The following is a 17473-nucleotide window of genomic DNA, read 5'->3' as shown; positions in this document are numbered from 1 at the left end:
GCGACCGTCGTACGCTCTGCGGCCTTCACGTCGCGGGGTTCCAGCGCGGGATCAGGCCGCTCCCGGCATGCTCGAGGCCCTGCTGCGCGGTGGAGAGAAGTCCGTGCAGAACCAGCTCCGCAACGTCCTCGACCACGCGCTGCGCATCACCGAACGCGGGGATATCCCTTCGCCCTGGTGATGATCGTCGTCCTGGGCATCGCCCTGTGGTCGGTGTTCAAGCGGCGCGGCTGGCTCTGACCCGGCTGCGGTTCACGCTCCGGGCCCGTAGAACCAGCCGTGGAACGCGCTGCGCGCGCGCTGCGGGAGCACGCCGGAGATCGCGAGCATCGACTTCCCGGCCGCGCCCGTGGTGACCTCGGGACGTCCCTCCTCCAGCGCGTCGACGGCCTTGCGCGCCACCATCACCGCGGAGGGCTTCGGCAGTCGTCCCACGCGCGTGCGACGCATCCCGGCCTCGGCGAAGAACGGGGTCCGCGTCGGGCCGGGCAGGAGCGTCGTCACGGAGACGCCCGTACCGGTCAGCTCACCCCGGAGCGACCAGGCGAACGAGCGGAGGAACGCCTTCGACGCCGCATAGGTGCTGAACAGCGGGGCCGGCATGGTCGCCGCGACGGACGACGTGACGAGCAGCCGCCCGTCGCCCTGCGCCAGCAGCTCCGGCAGCAGCAGGTGGGTGAGGTGCACGACGGACCGGACGTTGAGGTCGACAAGCCCCAGCTCGGCGGCGAGGGGCGTGCGGAAGAACGGCCCGTGGACCCCGACGCCGGCGTTGAGCACGACTGTCCGTACGCCGAGCGAGCGGGCACGGGCCGCGGCCGCCTCGACCCCCGACGGGACCGTCAGGTCGACCTCCAGCCCGGTCACGCGGACGCCGCCGCGGCCGTCCAGGTGCCGCACCGCGTCGTCGACGTCCCGATCGGCGACGACCAGCACGTCGTGACCGCGGTCGACGAGCTCGCGCGCGATCGCGAGCCCGATGCCGCTCGACGCGCCGGTGACCAGCGCGACGTCGCGGTCTGCCGGGTCTGCGGGCGGGCGCCGGGACCTCACGCCGACCCCGAGGCGTCGCCTGTGGAACGGAGCGGGGCGTCGTCCGCGGAGCCCAGCGCGTCGTCGTCCTCCGCGCCCAGCGCGACGTCGGCCGGGGGCTCGCGCAGGGCTTGCGCGAGGTGGCCCCCGAGATACGCGCTCGCCCCTGCGACGCCGTAGGCGAGCATCGCGACGGCGACGCCCGCGCGTCGTCGGCCCGCACGCCGCAGGAGCCACGACGCTCCGTACAGGACCGACACCCCGCCGTTCAGCGTCGCGTGGACCGAGCCCACGCGGCGGGCCCGGGCGTCGACCGCGAGGTAGTCCGCCAGCCCGGAGAGCGCCGTGGGGACCGCGGCGAGGAGACCGAGACCCACGAGACGCTGGGCCGCGGGGGCGCTGCGCTCGCCGCCCGCGACGTCGAGCACCGCGGCGCTCGTCCAGAGGCCGACCGGGACGTCGGTCAGGGACGAGTGCAGCGCGTGGCCCAGCGAGCGCCCGTGGAGCTCCTCGCGGAGCCTGCCGTGGGCAGGCACGACGGCGAGGGCGACGCCGCGGACGATGCCGGAGAGGCCGTCGACGCTCGGCGACTCCTCGAGCCGTCGCACGGCCCTCAGCAGGACGGGGGTGTCGGTCGGTTCGGTGGACATGGCGCCTCCTCGGTCGGGTGCGCACAGGTCTCGACGCCTCGTCGTCGACCGTAGGCAGGATCCCCGCCGCACGCTCGCCCGCCGGGGCGGGATCCCGGGGGAGCCGGTGGAGCTCGACGGCCCACGGTGCCGGTGGGGTGCTCAGCTCCCGTGGACGGGGTCGTCGTCGGAGACGACGAGGGCTCGCAGGACGGTCTCGGCCACCTCTCGCCCGCTCACGTTGCGGTGCTGCGAGGCGGACTCCAGGATGCGCCGCGCCTCCGCCTCGCTGCAGCCGTTCGTGTGCATGATCGCGCCGACGGCGCGTTCGACGGCGACGACGTCGGACATCTCGCGGTAGAGGCCGGCCGTGCGGTCCTCCAGCTCGGCGAGCTCGAGGTGCAGCCGGACGGCGGACGCGACGAGCTGCGCGTACGAGTCGGCCGCCGCGAGGAGGCGGTCGTCCCAGGGATCGGGCTTCCGGGAGTAGAGGTTGAGCGCGACGCCGACGTCCGGGCCCACCAGAGCCGGGACGCCCAGCGAGGAGACGAAGCCCTCGCGCACGGCCTGGTCGCGCCACGCCTCCCAGCGGTCGTCCGCGGCGATGGCGGGGACGAGGACGGCCGTCCTGCTCCCGATCGCGTCGATGCACGGCCCGGAGTCGGCGAGCGCCTCCGCCTGGTCGCACCGTGCCGCCGCCGCCGTGCTGCTCCCTGCGCGCAGGCTCAGTCCGTGCTCGCGCAGCGTGATGCTGACCTCGAGGTCGGACCCGAGGACTGCTGCAGCCCGCTGGGCGAACTCGGACGGGTAGCGGGAGATGCTCATGGCGTCCGTCCTGTCGTGTCGGCGTGCGACGGTCCGCGACCGTCCTGACCTCCACCGTACGCAGCGTGCCGCGTCTCGCACCGTGGGCACGGGCGTGCCGCTGCGAGCCGGCGCGGTCGTGCCCATGCTGGACGGGAACCACCCGACCGAGACGGGAGCACTCGATGACGGACCAGACCACGCCGCAGGACCCGACCACGCAGCACCCCGAGCCGGAGCAGCCGGCCGACGACCTCGAGCCCCCCGGCCGCACGGGCGACATGTCGCAGGAGCCCGACCACGGCGAGGAGTCCTACGAGGGATCCGGCCGCCTCGACGGCAAGCGGGCGCTCATCACGGGCGGCGACTCCGGCATCGGGCGCGCGGTCGCGATCGCGTTCGCGCGCGAGGGTGCCGACGTCGCGATCTCGTACCTGCCCGAGGAGGAGGAGGACGCCCGCACGACGGCACGCTGGGTCGAGCAGGCGGGTCGCACGGCTGTCCTGCTGCCGGGCGACATCCGGGAGGAGTCCTTCTGCCGGCAGCTCGTGCAGGACGCGGTCGCGGGCCTCGGCGGCCTCGACGTGCTCGTCAACAACGCCGCGTACCAGATGGCCCAGGACGAGGGGCTGCGCGGCATCACGACCGAGCAGCTCGACCGCGTGCTCAAGACCAACGTCTACGCGCTGTTCTGGATCACGAAGGCGGCGCTCGACCACCTGCCGCGCGGCGGCTCGATCATCAACACCACATCGATCCAGGCGTCGGAGCCCAGCCCGCAGCTCCTCGACTACGCGTCCACCAAGGCGGCGATCCTCAACTTCACGCGGGGCCTGTCGCAGCAGCTCGCCGAGGAGGGCATCCGCGTCAACGCGGTCGCGCCGGGCCCGATCTGGACGCCGCTCATCCCGTCGACCATGCCCGCGGAGAAGGTCGAGCAGTTCGGCGGCGACACGCCGCTGGGGCGCGCCGGCCAGCCGGCGGAGCTGGCGCCCGCGTACGTCTTCTTCGCCTCCCAGGAGTCCAGCTACATCACCGGCGACCGCCTCGGCGTCACGGGCGGCAAGCTGCTCTGAGGCGTCCCGTCGGCCGGCGTCGGCCTTCCCGGACGCCTCTCGGGAGCCGTCCCGAGATGCGACCGGGCGGACGCCGGTCGACGCTGGACGCACGTTCGACGCGTCGAGAACGAGGCGCGTGCCGGGGTCGTCCGGGCACGCGGTGCCGTGCCGTGGCGGCCGACTCTCTCTCGAAGGAGAGACCATGTTCTTCCACCGTCAAGAGCTGCAGCACAGCGCGAAGCCCGACAAGCCGGACGCCGTCTACGCCCGCAAGCTCCAAGAGGTGCTGGGCGGGCAGTACGGCGAGATCACCGTCGCCATGCAGTACGGCTTCCAGTCGTGGAACGCGCACCTCCCCGGCAAGTACCGGGACCTCCTCTACGGCATCGGCGCGGAGGAGATGGGCCACGTCGAGATGCTCGCGACGATGATCGCGCAGCTGCTTGAGAAGGCGCCGGTCGGGGTCGTCGAGGGCGCCATGCAGGACGACCCGACGGTCGCGGCGATCGTCGGGGGGACCGATCCGCAGCACGCCATCGTCGCGGGCGCGGGCGCGCGACCGGTCGACTCGAACGGGAACCCGTGGACGGCCGGCTACATCACGGCGAGCGGCAACATGCTGGCCGACTTCACGGCCAACGCGAACGCCGAGATGCAGGGCCGGCTCCAGGTCGCCCGGCTCTACCACATGACCGACGACGCGGGCGTGAAGGACCTCCTCGCGTTCCTCCTCGCGCGCGACACGATGCACCAGAACCAGTGGCTCGCGGCGGCCCAGGAGCTGCGCGACGAGGGCATCGAGGAGCTCCCCGTGCCGAGCACGTTCCCGCTGAAGCAGGAGGACCGGTCGGTGTCGTACCAGTACATCAACTTCTCGGACGGCGAGCACGCGTCCGAGGGCCGCTGGGCGAGCGGTCCCACCCCGGACGGCAAGGGCGAGTTCGAGTACGTGCCGACGCCGCCGGCCGGCGTCCCGATGCCGCCGCCCACCCAGCCCGACGAGCGGTTCCACGGCACCACGCCGAAGCCGTCCGGGCTCGAGAAGGCCGCAGGGGTCGTCAAGGACGCCCTGCACAAGGACTGAGGAGGACGTCATGACTGCCGCATCCACCTCCGGCGCCTCGGGCGCGGCTGCCCGTCCGGCACGCGCCCACCGGGGTGTCCACCAGTACCTCGCCCTCGTGATCGGCGTCGTCTACCTCCTCGTGGGAGCGGTGGGGTTCGCGATCACCGGGTTCGACGACTGGACGATGCACGACCACTCGCAGACCCTCCTCGGGTTCGCGATCAACCCGCTGCACAACGTCGTCCACCTCGTCATCGGCCTGCTCGGCGTCCTGATGTGGAGCCGATCGGGCAGCGCACGCACCTACGGGTGGATCCTCGCGATCGGGTACGGGGCGGCGTTCGTCTACGGCCTGATCGTCGTGAACGACCCCGAGGCGAACCTGCTCAACATCAACGGTGCCGACAACGTCCTGCACGCGGTGAGCGCCGTCGCCGGTCTCGCCATCGCGCTCTGGCCCGTCCGGAAGGACACGACCGCGACCACGGGTACGACGACGACGGCTCGTCGCCCGTGACGGACACCCCCGTCGACCTGACGACGAGCGAGACCGGGCGCGTCCTGCGGGACGTGCTCGGTCCGCTCGTCGCCCAGGGCGCCATCGTCCGACGGCCTGCGGTGACGGCGTGGGCGGAGCGCCGGCAGGTCGACCGGCGCGCGCGCCGGCTGCTGCGCGAGCTGCGCGACCGGTACGACGGCGCGCCGCTCGTCGTCCGGCTCGGCGCGCGACGCCTCGTGCTCGCCGTGCACCCCGAGCACGTCGAGCGGATCCTCGACGGCTCTCCCGACCCGTACACGCCCGCCTCGTGGGAGAAGCGCGGCGCGCTCGCGCACTTCCAGCCGGACGGCGTCCTGATCTCCTCGACCGCGGACCGCCGCACGCGACGTCCGTTCAACGAGGCGCTCCTCGACATGCGCCAGCCCGTGCACGCCGACGGTGACACGTTCACGGCGGTCGTCGACCGCGAGGCGCGCGACCTCGCGGACGGCGTCGAGAGGAGCGGCCGCCTCGACTGGGACACGTTCGCGGCGGCGTGGTGGCGCGCGGTGCGGACGCTCGTCCTGGGGAGCTCCGCGCGCGACGACGAGCACCTCAGCGCGCTGCTCGACGCGCTGCGCCGGGACGGCAACTGGTCGTGGTTCCGCCCGCGCCGCCCGTGGCTGCAGGCGGGCCTGGAGCGGCGCATCGCCGAGCACGTCGCGGTCGCCGAGCCGGGAACGCTGGCGGCGCGCGGCCGTGACGTCGGCGGGGCGGACGCCGTGCGGGGACAGATCCCGCACTGGCTGTTCGCGTTCGACGCCGCGGGCGCCGCGACGTTCCGCGCGCTGGCCGTCGCCTCCGCGCGCCCGGAGGTGCGGGAACGGATCGTGACCGAGCTCGCGACGTCCGGGCGGGGACCGAGCGTCCTGCCCTACGGGCGCGGGTGCGTGCTCGAGGCGGTCCGCCTCTGGCCGACGACGCTCGCGGTCCTGCGGGACACGACCCGGGAGGTGCGCTGGGGGACGCGCGCGTTCCCGGCCGGGACGGGGTTCGTCGTCCTCAGCGCCTTCTTCCACCGCGACGGCGACCGGCTGGCCTTCGCGGACGCGTTCGAGCCCGAGGCGTGGCTCGACGGGCGCGCGGACGCCGACTGGGGGATCGTGCCGTTCAGCGCCGGCCCGGTCTCGTGCCCGGGGCGCAACGTCGTCCTGCTGGTCGCGTCGCACGCGCTCGCCCGGCTGGCGACGCTCGACCTGACCGTGAGCCGGGGACGCTACCTCGCGGACGACCCGCTGCCCTGCACGGTCGACCACCTCGGCCTGCGGTTCGGGTTCCGGTCCGGCGCGCTCGCGCGCGGCGACGTCGGGGTCGCGCGGGCGCGGGCGGCCTGACGGACCGGCTCAGCGTCGCTGGGCCTCGGCGAGGACGGCGCGCGCGGTGTCGGTCAGCGTGACGCCCTCGCGCTCCGATCGGGTGATCAGCTCGTCGTAGGCGGCGGAGACGTCGACGCCGAGCTGGTGGGCGAGCGCGCCCTTCGCCTGCTCCACCACGACCCGGTCGCGGAGGGCCCGCGTGATGCTCCGGCTGAAGTCCAGACCGCTGAGGCGGAAGGGCTGACCCGCGACGAGGGTGAGCATGTCCGCGCACGCCTGCACGGCACGGCGCTGCCCCTCCTCGAGAGCCCGTGGCTCGCGACCGAAGAGGTTGAGCCCGCCGACGACGCCCCCTTGCCACGCGAGCGGCGCCGCGTGCACGGCGCGGAAGCCCGCCGCGACGATCGCGGGCCCCACGGTCGGCCAGCGGCCCACGATCTCCTGGTGGCCGACCGCCTCGACGGTCTGCCCGGTCTCGACCACGTCGACGCAGGGCCCCTCGTCGCGCTGGGACTGGAAGGCCTCGAGATGCTCGGCGGTGTGGGACGTCGTGGTCAGCGTCTCCAGGCGTCCGTCCGCGCGCACGAGGAGCCCGGCGGCGTCCGCGTCGGCGAACTGCACGGCGTCCCGGGTGAGGCGCACGAGCAGGTCGGTGACGTCGTGCTCGCCGAGGAGCGCCCGGGCCGCGTCGGCGAGGGAGTCGGTGGGGGTGCGCGGCGTCATGGCTCCTCGGTCCTCTCTGTCGTGACCGCGTCGGTCTCGTCGTCGGTGAAAGCGATGCGCCGCGCGAGCACGTCCTGCGCGACGTCCTCCAGCGTGGCGGAGTCCGCGAACGCGTGCGCGCGCAGGACCGTGAGCGCGTCGCGCGGCGAGATGTGCAGCTGCGCGGTGACCATGCCGGTCGCCTGGTGGATCCGGGACCTCGCCGACCAGTCGATCGACTCGATCTCGCCGAGCAGGGCCGTCCCGACCGCGTCGGCGAGGAACTGGACGTCCTCGGCGTCGCGCGCGAGCCCGCCGGACGTGACGTAGAGGCTGAGCACGCCGATGGGACGACCTCCGACGCGCATGGGGACCGCGTACGCGGTCGCCGGGCCGCTGAGAGAAGCCACGAGGTGCGAGAACACGGGGAACTTCGCGTCCGTGGGACTGCCGCCGTCGAGCTCGGTGACGACGATGCGGTCCTCGTCCAGCGCGAGCTGGCCCGGCCCTTCGCCGAGCAGCTCCTCGAGGTTCTCGATCTCCGCCGACATGCCGTCGGAGGAGCTGACCGTCACCCGGTCCTCGGGCGTGGCGCGCACCGTCAGCGCGCCGCTCTGCGCCCCGAGGATCTCGACGCACGCCCGGCACAGCCTCGACGGCATCGCCATGTCGGCGTCGATGCCGGCGAGCGACCGCGCGAGCAGTCCGAGCAGCGCCGAAGCGTCCACCTGTCCTCCATCCCCTGTCGACCCGACCCGACCCAGTTTTCCATCGATCGGCCCGCCCGCTCGACGACGGCCGAGGTCTCGCGGACCGGTGTCAGCGCTCGCGCTCGTCGACGATGTCGCCTCCGCTGCCTGGCGCGAGCGAGCGCAGGATCGACTCCGCGATCGCGCGCCGGCTCACGCCGCGGTGCTCCGACGCGGACCGGAGCACGTCCCGGGCCTCGTCCGGGGAGCAGCCGTTGGTCTCCATGATCGCGCCGACGGCGCGCTCGACGGCGACGCCGTCCGACATGGTGCGGTACAGCCCTGCGGCCGCGTCCTCCACGTCGGCGAACCGCAGCTGCAGACGCACGCCCGCGGCGATCAGGCGGGCGCAGGCGTCTGCGGTCTCGATCAGCGCATCCGGCCAGGTCTCCGGGGACCGGGAGTACAGGTTGAGCGCGACCGACACGCCGGGCGTGACCTGGGAGGGGACGGCGACCGCCTTGACGAAGCCCTCGCGGGTCGACTGCTCGCGCCAGTCGTCCCACCGCTCCTCCCGCGCCACGTCGGCGACGACGAGGACCGCGTCCCCGATCATGGCGTCGATGCAGGGCCCGGCGTCGGCCCTGGCCTCCGCCTGGTCGCACCGTGCGGCGCCGTCCCCGCTGCTCCCTGCGCGCAGCGTCACGCCGTGCTCGCGCACGGTGATGGACGCCTCGACGTCGCCGCCGAGGGCGCCCGCGGCGCGGGCCGCGTACTCGTCGAGATAGCGGGAGAGAACCATGGTGCGCGTCCCGTCTGGCGGCCGACGCCAGGAGCGAGTCCGCCGCGCTGGTGGGCCCATCACGGTCTCTCGGTGCCGGGGGGACGTGGAGTCTCCCCGAACTTCCACCGTACGCCCTCCGCGGTTGCCAGTGGGCGGGTCGTGGCTACCGTCGGACCATGGTGACCGTGACGCGGACCGCGCGCTGCTCGAAGGACGCGGTGCTGGCCGTGCTCGCCGACGGCTGGAGCTACTCGACCTGGGTCGTCGGCACTGCCCGCATCCGCGCTGTCGACGCCGGCTGGCCCGCGCCCGGATCGCGCATCCTCCACTCCGTGGGCCTGTGGCCGGCGCTGCTCGACGACGAGACCGTCGTCCGCGCCTGGGACCCGGCCGGCTCCCTCGACATCCAGGCGCGCGGCTGGCCCGCGGGAGAGGCGCGCGTCCGGATCGACGTCGTGGAGGCGGGTGCCGACGGGTGCCGGATCCGGATCGTCGAGGACGCCGACCGAGGCCCGGGCACGCTCGTGCCGAAGCCCGTGCGCAGCGCCGCCATCGCGCCGCGCAACCGCGAGACCCTGCGCCGTCTGGCGCTCCTCGCGGAGCGACGCACCCCCTGACCCGTCAGGGGTCGCGGAGCAGGCGGCCCCACGCGGAGCGTGCGAGCGCGCGCGGGACGGCCTGCCACCGGCTCGCCGCGCCGAGCGCCGCGCGGGCGGCGTTCCAGCCGCACGCGCCGTGCACGCCGCCGCCGGGGTGCGCGGACGCGCTCGCGAGGTAGAGCCCGGCGACCGGCGTCTCGGGCCGCCCGAGGCCGGGGGTCGGGCGCAGGAACAGCTGCTGGTGGATGGCCGAGGTGCCGCCGTTGACCGCGCCGCCGACGAGGTTCGCGTCGGCGTGCTCGAGGTCGGCCGGGCTCTGGACGAACCGGCCGACGACGGTGTCGCGGAAGCCGGGAGCGACGCGCTCCACGGCGTCCTCCATGCGGACCACCTCCTCCTCGACGGCGTCGGGGGTCCACGTGATCCCGTGCGGGACGTGGGTGTAGGCCCACGCCGACTCGGTCCCGCGCGGCGAGCGGGAGGGGTCGGACGTCGTCATCTGGCCGAGGACGAGGAACGGCCGCCCGGGCACCCGGCCCTTCGACAGGTCGGCGGCGACGTCGACGAAGCCGAGCCGGTCCACGCCGAGGTGCACGGTCCCGGCACCGACGGCTCCCTCGGCGGTCCACGGCAGGGGCCGGTCGAGGGCCCAGTTGAGCTTGAACGTCGGGTGGTCCCACTGGAACCGCTCGAGGTCGCGCACGAGGCGCGGGGGCAGGTGCTCCGCGCCCACGAGATCGCGGTAGAGCGCGGGCGCGGTGACGTCGGCGAGCACGGCCCGGCGGGCGCGCACGTGCTCGCCCCGCGCCGTGCGCACTCCGACTGCGCGGCCGCCCGCGACGTGCACCCGGTCGACGCGCGTCCCCGTGACGAGCTCACCGCCCCCCGCGGCGAGCCGCGACGCGAGCGCCCCGGCGAGCATCCCCGCCCCGCCGACGGGCACCGGGAAGCCGACGTCCTGACCGAGCATCGCGAGCAACCAGCCGAACACGCCGCTTCCGCCGGCGTCGGGCGGGACGTCGGCGTGCATCGCGTTGCCCGTGAGGAGCAGGCCGCCGCCCTCGCCGTGGAACGTCTCGTCCGCGAGGCGCCGGACGGGCAGCGTGGCGAGGCGCGCCAGATCGAGGGCGCCGGGCACGCCGAGCCGACGGAGCAGCCGCACGACCGGGCCGGCGGCGGGCAGCGGGCTGAACAGCGCGTCGAGCAGCGGGTCGCGCACGCGCGTCCAGGACGCGAACATCCGGAGCCAGGCCTCGCCGTCGCCCGGGGCGAAGTCCTCGAGCCCGGCTGCCGTGTCCTCGGGGTCGTCATGGAGCACGGCGGCGCGGCCGTCGTCGAGCGCGTGCGCGAGGACCGACGGCGCGCGCGACCACGCGAGGCCGTGGTCCTCGAGGTGCAGGCCGCGGATCACGGACGAGCCGGCGGCGAGCGGGTAGAACGCGCTGAACAGGTCGGTCCGGAAGCCGGGCGCGGCCACCTCGGCCGTGCGGACGGCGCCGCCGGGCGCGTCCTGCTCCTCCAGCACGAGGACGTCCCACCCCGCGTCGACGAGCGCGTTCGCGGCGACGAGGCCGTTGGGCCCCGCGCCGACGACGACGGCGTCTACCGTGCGCACGTGCGGTCGCCCTCGCTCGTCCGTGGGCCGTCGCCCGCCCGACCGGCCGCGCTCACCCGGTGGTCTCCGCCCACGGGTCGAGCACGACCTTGATGCACCCGTCCTCCTTGCGCTGGAACGTCCGGTACGCCTCGGGCGCCTGCTCGAGGGGCACACGGTGGGTGCGCAGGTCGAGCGCGCCGAGGGGGTCTGCGTCGTCCTGGACGAGGGGCAGGATGTCGTCGGTCCAGCGCCGCACGTTGGCCTGGCCCATGCGCAGCGTGACCTGCTTGTCGAAGAGCTGCATCATCGGCAGCGGGTCCTTCGCCCCGCCGTAGACGCCGGAGATCGACACGGTCCCGCCGCGCCTCACGACGTCGAACGCCGTGTAGAGCGCGGCGAGGCGGTCGGTCGCCGCCCGCTCCGTGAGCGGCGCCGCGATCGCGTCGGGCAGCATGCCGACGACCTTCTGCGTCGCCTCCGCGACGGGCGACCCGTGCGCCTCCATCCCCACCGCGTCGATCACGGAGTCGGCCCCGCGACCGCCGGTCAGGTCCCGGATCGCCGAGGCGAGGTCGTCGACCGTGGTCGGGTCGACCGTCCGCACGCCGTGCCGGTGGGCCATCGCGCGGCGCTCGGGCACCAGGTCGACGCCGACGACGAGGCCGGCACCGCGGTGGAGCGCGACGCGTGCGGCCATCTGCCCGATGGGTCCGAGGCCCAGCACGACGACGCTGCCGCCCTCCGGGACGTGGGCGTACTCGACGGCCTGCCAGGCCGTGGGGAGCACGTCCGAGAGGTAGAGGTAGCGCTCGTCGGGAGTGCCGTCGTCGGGCACGACGACCGGCCCGTACTGCGCCTGCGGGACGCGCAGGTACTGCGCCTGGCCGCCGGGGACCTGGCCGTAGAGCTTCGTGTACCCGAACAGGGCTGCGCCCTTGTCCTGCGCGTGGACCTGCGTCGTCTCGCACTGGGTCTGCAGTCCGCGGCTGCACATCCAGCAGTGCCCGCACGCGATGTTGAACGGCACGACGACGCGGTCGCCGACCTTGAGGTCGCCCGCCGCGGACCCCACCTCCTCGACGACGCCCATGGCCTCGTGCCCGAGCACGTCGCCGCTGTCGAGGAACATCCCCAGCACGCCGTACAGGTGCAGGTCGGAGCCGCAGATCGCCGTCGACGTCACGCGCACGACGGCGTCCGTCGGCTCCTCGATCCGGGGGTCGGGGACGTCCTCGACGCTCACGTTCTCGCGTCCCTGCCAGGTCAGTGCTCGCATCGTGCTGCCTCTCGGTCGTGGTGCGTCGTGCGCGGTGCGGGACCGCCTCGCCCCCGTGGTGGCGGCGCCCGTGTCAGCCCTTGCTGCCGGTCGTGGCCACCCCCTCGACGAAGTGCCGCTGGCCCAGGAAGAACAGCAGGATCATGGGGATCGTGGTGATGACGGACGCCGTGACGACGATCTCCCACTGCGACTCGCCGCCCGGGCCGAACTGGTCGATGAGGGCCTTGAGCCCGCGGGGGATCGTGAACGTCGACGAGTCCTGCAGGTAGATGAGCGGGCGCATCAGGTCCGTCCACGACGCCTGCGCCTCGAAGAGGAACGTGAGGATGAGCGCGGGCCGGCACAGCGGGACGGCGAGGCGCCAGAACTGCTGCCAGTTGTTCGCGCCGTCGAGCTTCGCCGCCTCGAACGGCTCGCGCGGCAGGCCGAGGAAGAACTGGCGCAGCAGGAAGATGTAGAACGCGCTGCCGAACAGGTTGCCCGCCCACAGCGGCACGTTGGTCCCGACGAACCCGAGCTGGTTCCAGATGAGGAACGTGGGGATCATCGTCACCGCGCCCGGGAGCATCATCGTCGCGAGCACGAGGCCGAACAGCGGCCCGCGACCGCGGAAGCGGAAGAACGCGAAGCCCCATGCGACGAGCGCGCTCGACAGCGTCACGAGCCCGGCCGCGAGCACGGTGACCACGACCGTGTTGCCCAGCCAGAGCGCGAGCGGCGCCTCCTGCCAGACGGTGGCGTAGTTGTCGAGCGTGAAGGTGCTCGGGATCAGACGGTTGTCGAACACGTCGGCCCGCGGCTTGAACGAGGCGGAGAGCAGCCACAGCAGCGGGTAGACGAACGCGACCGTCGCGAGGACGAGCGCCAGCAGCACGACGACGCGCAGCACGCGGCGTCGGGGGCTACGGCTCCGCGTCCGGTCGCGCGGGGGCGGGGGAGGCAGGACGGCGTTCGCGTCCCCGGTCGTGGGGTCCGGTGCGGCGCCCGGGCCGGAGACGGCGGGGCGCGGGAAGGACGGGGCGGTCGTCATCGCTGTGCCCCTCTCATCGCTGTTCCCCCTCGTAGTAGACGAGGCGTCTCGACACGAGGAGCTGGACGACCGTCACGAGCATGATGACGACGAACAGCAACCACGCGAGAGCGGACGCGTACCCCATGTGCAGCTCCTGGAAGCCCTCCTGGAACAGGTAGATCACGTAGAACAGCGCGGCGTCGTTGCTGTACGTCGAGTTGCCGGCACCGAAGTACGCCGAGTACGCCTCGGTGAACATCTGGAAGGCCGCGATCGTGTTGACCACCACGACGAAGAAGATGGCCCCGCTGATCATCGGGATCGTCACGGTGCGGGTGCGGCGCCAGAAGCCGGCGCCGTCGACCCGGGCGGCGTCGTACAGGTCGTTGGGCACGTTGCGCAGCGCTGCGAGGAGGATGATCACGGCCGCGCCCACGGTCCACAGGCTGATGAGGACGAGCCCCGGCTTGATCCAGTCCTGGTCGGTGGTCCACGACGGCCCCTGGATGCCGAACCAGGACAGCACCTCGTTGACGATGCCGTACTGCCCGTTGAACAGCAGCAGGAGCAGGACGCCCACGGCGACCGGCGGGGTCATCTTGGGGATGAAGAACGCCGTGCGGAAGAACCCGGCCGAGCGTCCCGCCTGGTTGAGCAGCAGCGCGAGCCCGAGCCCGACGACCGTGTAGAGCGGCACCTGGAGCACCGTGTACACGAGCGTGTTCCACAGGGCGAGGGAGACCTTCGGGTCCTGCACCATCTCCTGGTAGTTCTCCAGGCCCACGAACGTCGGGTCGTTGATGACGTCGTAGTCGGTGAACGAGAGGTAGGCGCTGTAGACGATCGGCCACGCCGTGAAGACGAGGAAGCCGACGATCCACGGGCTGATGAACCGCAGCGCCGCGTTGCGCTCCCGGCGCGCGCCAGGGCTCAGGCGTCCTCGACGGCGGGTACCGGTGCCCGCCGGCGACGCGGCACCGGAACCCGGGGTCGCGACGTCGACCGCGGTCACCTCACTCCTCCTCGTCCCACTGCGCCCACGCGTCGTCGAGGGCGCTCTGAGCCTCCTCCTGCGCCTGGGCCATGGCCTCCGCCGGCTCCTGCTGCCCGTTGAGCACGCGGTTCACGGCGTCCTGCCACGCGGTCTCGAACTCGTTGTCGGCCGGGTTGGCCGGGAGCGCGAAGGTGGCGTCGTTCGCCGCGTACATCGCGTCGATCGCGTCCTGCCACGGCTGGGGGGCGTCGTCCGGGACCAGCTCGGAGCGGATCTGCTCGTCCGCCTCCTCGTTGCCCGTGAGCACGCCCGTGAACACCAGACCGTCCTGCTCGCGCGCGTCGGCTCGGGCCTGCGCCGCCTCGACCCACGCGTCCGTCTCGGTCATGAGCCGGGCGAACCGGCACGCGGCGCCCGCGTTCTCGCTCCCGCGCGGCACGGCCCAGGCCGAGCCCGACGCGAAGGCGATCGGGTCGCCGTCGGTCGTGCGGACGGCGTCGAACGCCATCGGGGCGTCCGGCGACGACTCGTTGAGCACGTTGATGTACCACTGCTCCATGGGCATCGCGCCGAGCACGTCCGTCGCGAACTGGTTGCCGGCGCCGAAGAAGTCGGCCGAGTCGCGGTACGTCTTCACCGCGGGGAAGCCGCCCTGGGTGTCGTAGATCCCCACGGCCCACTCGAGCGACTCGACGACCTCGGGGCTGTCGAGCTGCGCGGTCCGCCCGTCCTCGGACAGCAGGTCGGCGCCCACGGACTTCGCCCACAGCGGGAGGAACTCGGGCAGCTTCGAGTCGTAGCCGATGACGCTCAGCGTGCCGCCGTCAGCCTTCATCAGCGCCTCGTTGGCCGCGGTGACCGCGTCGCGGTCCGACCCGTTGACGTCCTCGATCGTCAGCCCCGCCGCGTCGAGGAGGTCCGCGTTCGCCATGGTCACCTGGACCTGGTTGAACTCCGGGATGCCGTAGACGCTGCCGTCGAACGTCACCTGCTCGACCGCGGTGTCGACGAACGCGTCCATGTCGACGTCCTCGGCCTCGACGCACTCGTCGAGCGGCAGGATCGCGTCGCGCGACGCGAACGTGCCGATCTGGTCGCGGTTCGCGTAGACGAGGTCGGGCGGGTTGCCGGACGCGACCGACGAGAGGAACGCCTGGATGTCGAGCTCCCCCTCGGAGAGCTTCACGTCGGCGCCGAGCTCCTCGACCGCGCGGTCGTAGCGGACCTCACCGATCTCGTCGCCGGTCCCGAAGCCCATGACCGAGATCTCTCCCGGGGTCTCCTCGACCGAGAAGTCGGCGTCGGTCTCGGTGTCGCCCGTGCCCTGCGCGCACGCGGCGAGGGCCAGTGCCCCGACCGCCAGCATGCCTGTCCGTGCGGCTGCGGTGCCGCGTCCTCGTCGCATCTCCGGCCTCCTCGTGGGGTCCACGGGGGCGGACGCAGGGGTCGACGACGCCACCGTGCTGCTCGACGGCGTCGGCGAGTCTCTGCACCGACGCCGTCAGTGAAGCACCGCCCACCGGTGCTCACACCCCGAACCGCTTCTCCCGCCGCCAGCCCCACCACGCGCGCGGGGACGGGACCGGGGTGGCGACGCTCCGAGGTGCACGACCGGTACTTCCGTGGTCGGGTGGTGGCGATGACTTCGCGATCGACGACGACACGAGTCCGCGCCGCAGCGTCCACGCTGGCGGCGGTCCTCCTCCTCGGCGGCCTGCCCGCCGCGGCCGTGGCCGCACCCGGAGGTGACCCGCCCCCGGAGGCCGGCCGGACGGCGTCGGGCACCGGCGGTGCAGGACCGACGGCGGCGGGCCAGGTCGACGCGCCCGCGCCGGAGATCCCGTGGGGTCCGTGCGACGGCGCAGGGCTCGAGGCGTTCGACTGCGCGAGCGTCGAGGTGCCCACCGACTACGACCGGCCGCACGGGCGCACGACGACGATCGCCCTGACGCGCCTGCCCGCGACCGATCCCGGGGCGCGGGTCGGGAGCCTGTTCACGAACTTCGGCGGCCCCGGCGGGCCGGGCGTGGAGACCCTGCACCTGCTCGGCGGGTCGCTCGTCGCGCCCGACGTCCTCGCCCGGTACGACGTCGTCGGGTTCGACCCGCGCGCCGTCGGGACGTCGGACCCCGCGACGTGCTTCCGGGACGCGGAACGCGAGAACGCGTTCTTCGCCGACCTGCCGGCGTTCCCCGTCACGGGGCGCGAGGAGGCGCGCTTCCTCGGGCAGATGGCCGTGCTCGGCGCGAGCTGCTCGGTGTTCTCGGCCGACCGCATCTCGTCGTCGTCGACGGCGAACGTCGCGCGCGACATGGACCTCCTGCGCCAGTCCGTCGGCGACGAGAAGCTCACCTACCTCGGGTACTCCTACGGGACGGTGCTCGGCGCGACGTACGCGGCGCTGTTCCCGGACCGGGTCGGCGCGATGGTGCTCGACGGCACGATGGACGTCGAGGCGTGGTCGGGCGTGGGCTCGAAGGAGCTGCTCGGCGCGCGCATCGGGCAGGCCGCGGGCGCGACGGAGACGTTCGGGGAGTTCGCACGGCTGTGCGCCGAGGCCGGTCCGGCCTCCTGCGCGCTCGCGTCGCTCGGCGACCCCGCCGAGGTCGTCGAGGCGACGTACGCCGCCCTCCAGGCCCGGCCGGTCTCCGTGCCGATGCCCGACGGCAGCACCGTCGAGATCGGTTACGACGACACCGTCGCGCTCGTGTTCTCCTACCTCTACGAGCCCGTCGCCTGGGGCGACCTCGACCTGACGCTCGCGCAGCTCGCGGTGCTGAGCGGCGCCGTCGAGCCGCCGCCCGCCGCCCGTCAGCCGCGGGCTCTGGGCGCCGCGCCCTCGCTCGGAGAGCTCCTGCGGCGCGCCGGCTACGCCGAGGACTACGCCTCGATCGGCGGGTCGCTCGCGAGCCTGTGCGTCGACACGACGACGCCCGGCCGCCCCTGGCAGTACCCCGCCAAGGTCGACGCCCTCGACGCCCAGTACCCGCACTTCGGGCGGCTCCGCGGCTGGGTGGGCGTGCAGTGCGAGTTCGTCGCCGCGCACGACGAGGACGCCTTCACCGGGCCGTGGGACCAGACGACGCAGACGCCCGTCCTCGTGATCGGGACCCGCTTCGACCCGGCGACGCCGTACGGCTTCACGCAGCCGTACGCCGACCGGTGGCCGGACGCCCGCGTGCTCACCGTCGAGGGCTGGGGCCACACGATCCTCGGCAAGAGCGCGTGCGCGGACGAGGCGGTGGCCCGCTACCTCGTGGACGGCGAGGCGACCGACGGTGCCACGTGCGCGCAGGACGTCGTGCCGTTCGAGACCCCGACGGTCCCACTGGGCGAGGTGACGACCCTCCCGGTGTCGTAACGGGTCGTGCGCC

17 protein-coding genes are annotated in these 17473 nt (G+C 73.7%); 6 read left to right on the top strand and 11 right to left on the bottom strand.

Annotated features, from left to right (window positions below; all coding sequences use genetic code 11):
• Positions 1–252 precede the first annotated feature (252 nt).
• From V5D56_RS03185 to V5D56_RS03175, 3 genes are all read right to left on the bottom strand, one after another.
• Positions 253–1053 (bottom strand): SDR family NAD(P)-dependent oxidoreductase, encoded by an 801-nt coding sequence (locus V5D56_RS03185; RefSeq protein WP_435737623.1) that lies wholly within the window; start codon positions 1051–1053, stop codon positions 253–255.
• Positions 1050–1682: a DUF2231 domain-containing protein gene (locus V5D56_RS03180; RefSeq protein ID WP_435737622.1), complete on the bottom strand. Its 633-nt coding sequence runs from the start codon at positions 1680–1682 to the stop codon at positions 1050–1052. The genes V5D56_RS03185 and V5D56_RS03180 overlap by 4 nt, the downstream gene beginning before the upstream one ends.
• A gap of 141 nt (positions 1683–1823) precedes the next feature.
• Complete coding sequence (locus V5D56_RS03175; protein WP_435737621.1) at positions 1824–2486, bottom strand: ANTAR domain-containing protein; 663 nt, start codon at positions 2484–2486, stop codon at positions 1824–1826.
• 164 nt (positions 2487–2650) lie between these two features.
• On the opposite strand from V5D56_RS03175, the gene V5D56_RS03170 reads away from it, so the two are divergent.
• The 4 genes from V5D56_RS03170 (at position 2651) to V5D56_RS03155 (ending at position 6461) form a co-directional block, all read left to right on the top strand.
• Positions 2651–3541 (top strand): SDR family oxidoreductase, encoded by an 891-nt coding sequence (locus V5D56_RS03170; RefSeq protein WP_435737620.1) that lies wholly within the window; start codon positions 2651–2653, stop codon positions 3539–3541.
• A gap of 184 nt (positions 3542–3725) precedes the next feature.
• Positions 3726–4607, top strand: coding sequence for a manganese catalase family protein (locus tag V5D56_RS03165; RefSeq protein WP_435737619.1), 882 nt, complete (start codon positions 3726–3728; stop codon positions 4605–4607).
• A 10-nt stretch (positions 4608–4617) separates the two neighbouring features.
• Positions 4618–5106: a DUF4383 domain-containing protein gene (locus V5D56_RS03160; RefSeq protein WP_435737618.1), complete on the top strand. Its 489-nt coding sequence runs from the start codon at positions 4618–4620 to the stop codon at positions 5104–5106.
• The gene (locus V5D56_RS03155) at positions 5103–6461 is read left to right on the top strand and encodes a cytochrome P450 (RefSeq protein ID WP_435737617.1); all 1359 of its coding nucleotides are present in this window, start codon (positions 5103–5105) and stop codon (positions 6459–6461) included. Before V5D56_RS03160 ends, V5D56_RS03155 begins: the two co-directional genes overlap by 4 nt.
• 9 nt (positions 6462–6470) lie before the next feature.
• On the opposite strand, the gene V5D56_RS03150 is transcribed toward V5D56_RS03155, so the two are convergent.
• The 3 genes from V5D56_RS03150 to V5D56_RS03140 all read right to left on the bottom strand — a co-directional run bounded on the left by V5D56_RS03150 (position 6471) and on the right by V5D56_RS03140 (position 8636).
• A complete protein-coding gene (locus V5D56_RS03150; RefSeq protein WP_435737616.1) occupies positions 6471–7166 on the bottom strand; it encodes a GAF and ANTAR domain-containing protein in 696 nt (231 codons plus the stop codon).
• Positions 7163–7873 (bottom strand): ANTAR domain-containing protein, encoded by a 711-nt coding sequence (locus V5D56_RS03145; protein WP_435737615.1) that lies wholly within the window; start codon positions 7871–7873, stop codon positions 7163–7165. Before V5D56_RS03145 ends, V5D56_RS03150 begins: the two co-directional genes overlap by 4 nt.
• Before the next feature lie 91 nt (positions 7874–7964).
• The gene (locus tag V5D56_RS03140) at positions 7965–8636 is read right to left on the bottom strand and encodes an ANTAR domain-containing protein (RefSeq protein ID WP_435737614.1); all 672 of its coding nucleotides are present in this window, start codon (positions 8634–8636) and stop codon (positions 7965–7967) included.
• A gap of 158 nt (positions 8637–8794) precedes the next feature.
• On the opposite strand from V5D56_RS03140, the gene V5D56_RS03135 reads away from it, so the two are divergent.
• On the top strand, positions 8795–9235 hold the full coding sequence (locus V5D56_RS03135; protein ID WP_435737613.1) for an SRPBCC family protein: 441 nt from the start codon (positions 8795–8797) through the stop codon (positions 9233–9235).
• A gap of 4 nt (positions 9236–9239) precedes the next feature.
• Here the strand turns inward: V5D56_RS03135 and V5D56_RS03130 are convergent, their stop codons facing one another.
• From V5D56_RS03130 to V5D56_RS03110, 5 genes are all read right to left on the bottom strand, one after another.
• The gene (locus tag V5D56_RS03130) at positions 9240–10832 is read right to left on the bottom strand and encodes a phytoene desaturase family protein (protein WP_435737612.1); all 1593 of its coding nucleotides are present in this window, start codon (positions 10830–10832) and stop codon (positions 9240–9242) included.
• Positions 10833–10884: 52 nt separating this feature from the next.
• Entirely contained in the window at positions 10885–12090 is a 1206-nt protein-coding gene (locus V5D56_RS03125) for a zinc-dependent alcohol dehydrogenase (RefSeq protein WP_435737611.1), read from the bottom strand.
• A gap of 73 nt (positions 12091–12163) precedes the next feature.
• Positions 12164–13123 (bottom strand): carbohydrate ABC transporter permease, encoded by a 960-nt coding sequence (locus V5D56_RS03120; protein ID WP_435737610.1) that lies wholly within the window; start codon positions 13121–13123, stop codon positions 12164–12166.
• A 13-nt stretch (positions 13124–13136) separates the two neighbouring features.
• The gene (locus V5D56_RS03115) at positions 13137–14117 is read right to left on the bottom strand and encodes a carbohydrate ABC transporter permease (protein ID WP_435737609.1); all 981 of its coding nucleotides are present in this window, start codon (positions 14115–14117) and stop codon (positions 13137–13139) included.
• 1 nt (position 14118) lies between these two features.
• Complete coding sequence (locus V5D56_RS03110; RefSeq protein ID WP_435737608.1) at positions 14119–15504, bottom strand: extracellular solute-binding protein; 1386 nt, start codon at positions 15502–15504, stop codon at positions 14119–14121.
• Positions 15505–15738: 234 nt separating this feature from the next.
• Between V5D56_RS03110 and V5D56_RS03105 the strand changes: the two genes are divergently transcribed.
• On the top strand, positions 15739–17460 hold the full coding sequence (locus tag V5D56_RS03105) for an alpha/beta hydrolase (RefSeq protein ID WP_435737607.1): 1722 nt from the start codon (positions 15739–15741) through the stop codon (positions 17458–17460).
• The last annotated feature ends 13 nt before the right edge of the window (positions 17461–17473 follow it).

Origin of the sequence: Cellulosimicrobium sp. PMB13, from assembly GCF_051294865.1 — a bacterium.
Classification (GTDB): domain Bacteria; phylum Actinomycetota; class Actinomycetes; order Actinomycetales; family Cellulomonadaceae; genus Cellulosimicrobium.
This window is presented reverse-complemented; position numbering and strand designations above follow the sequence as displayed.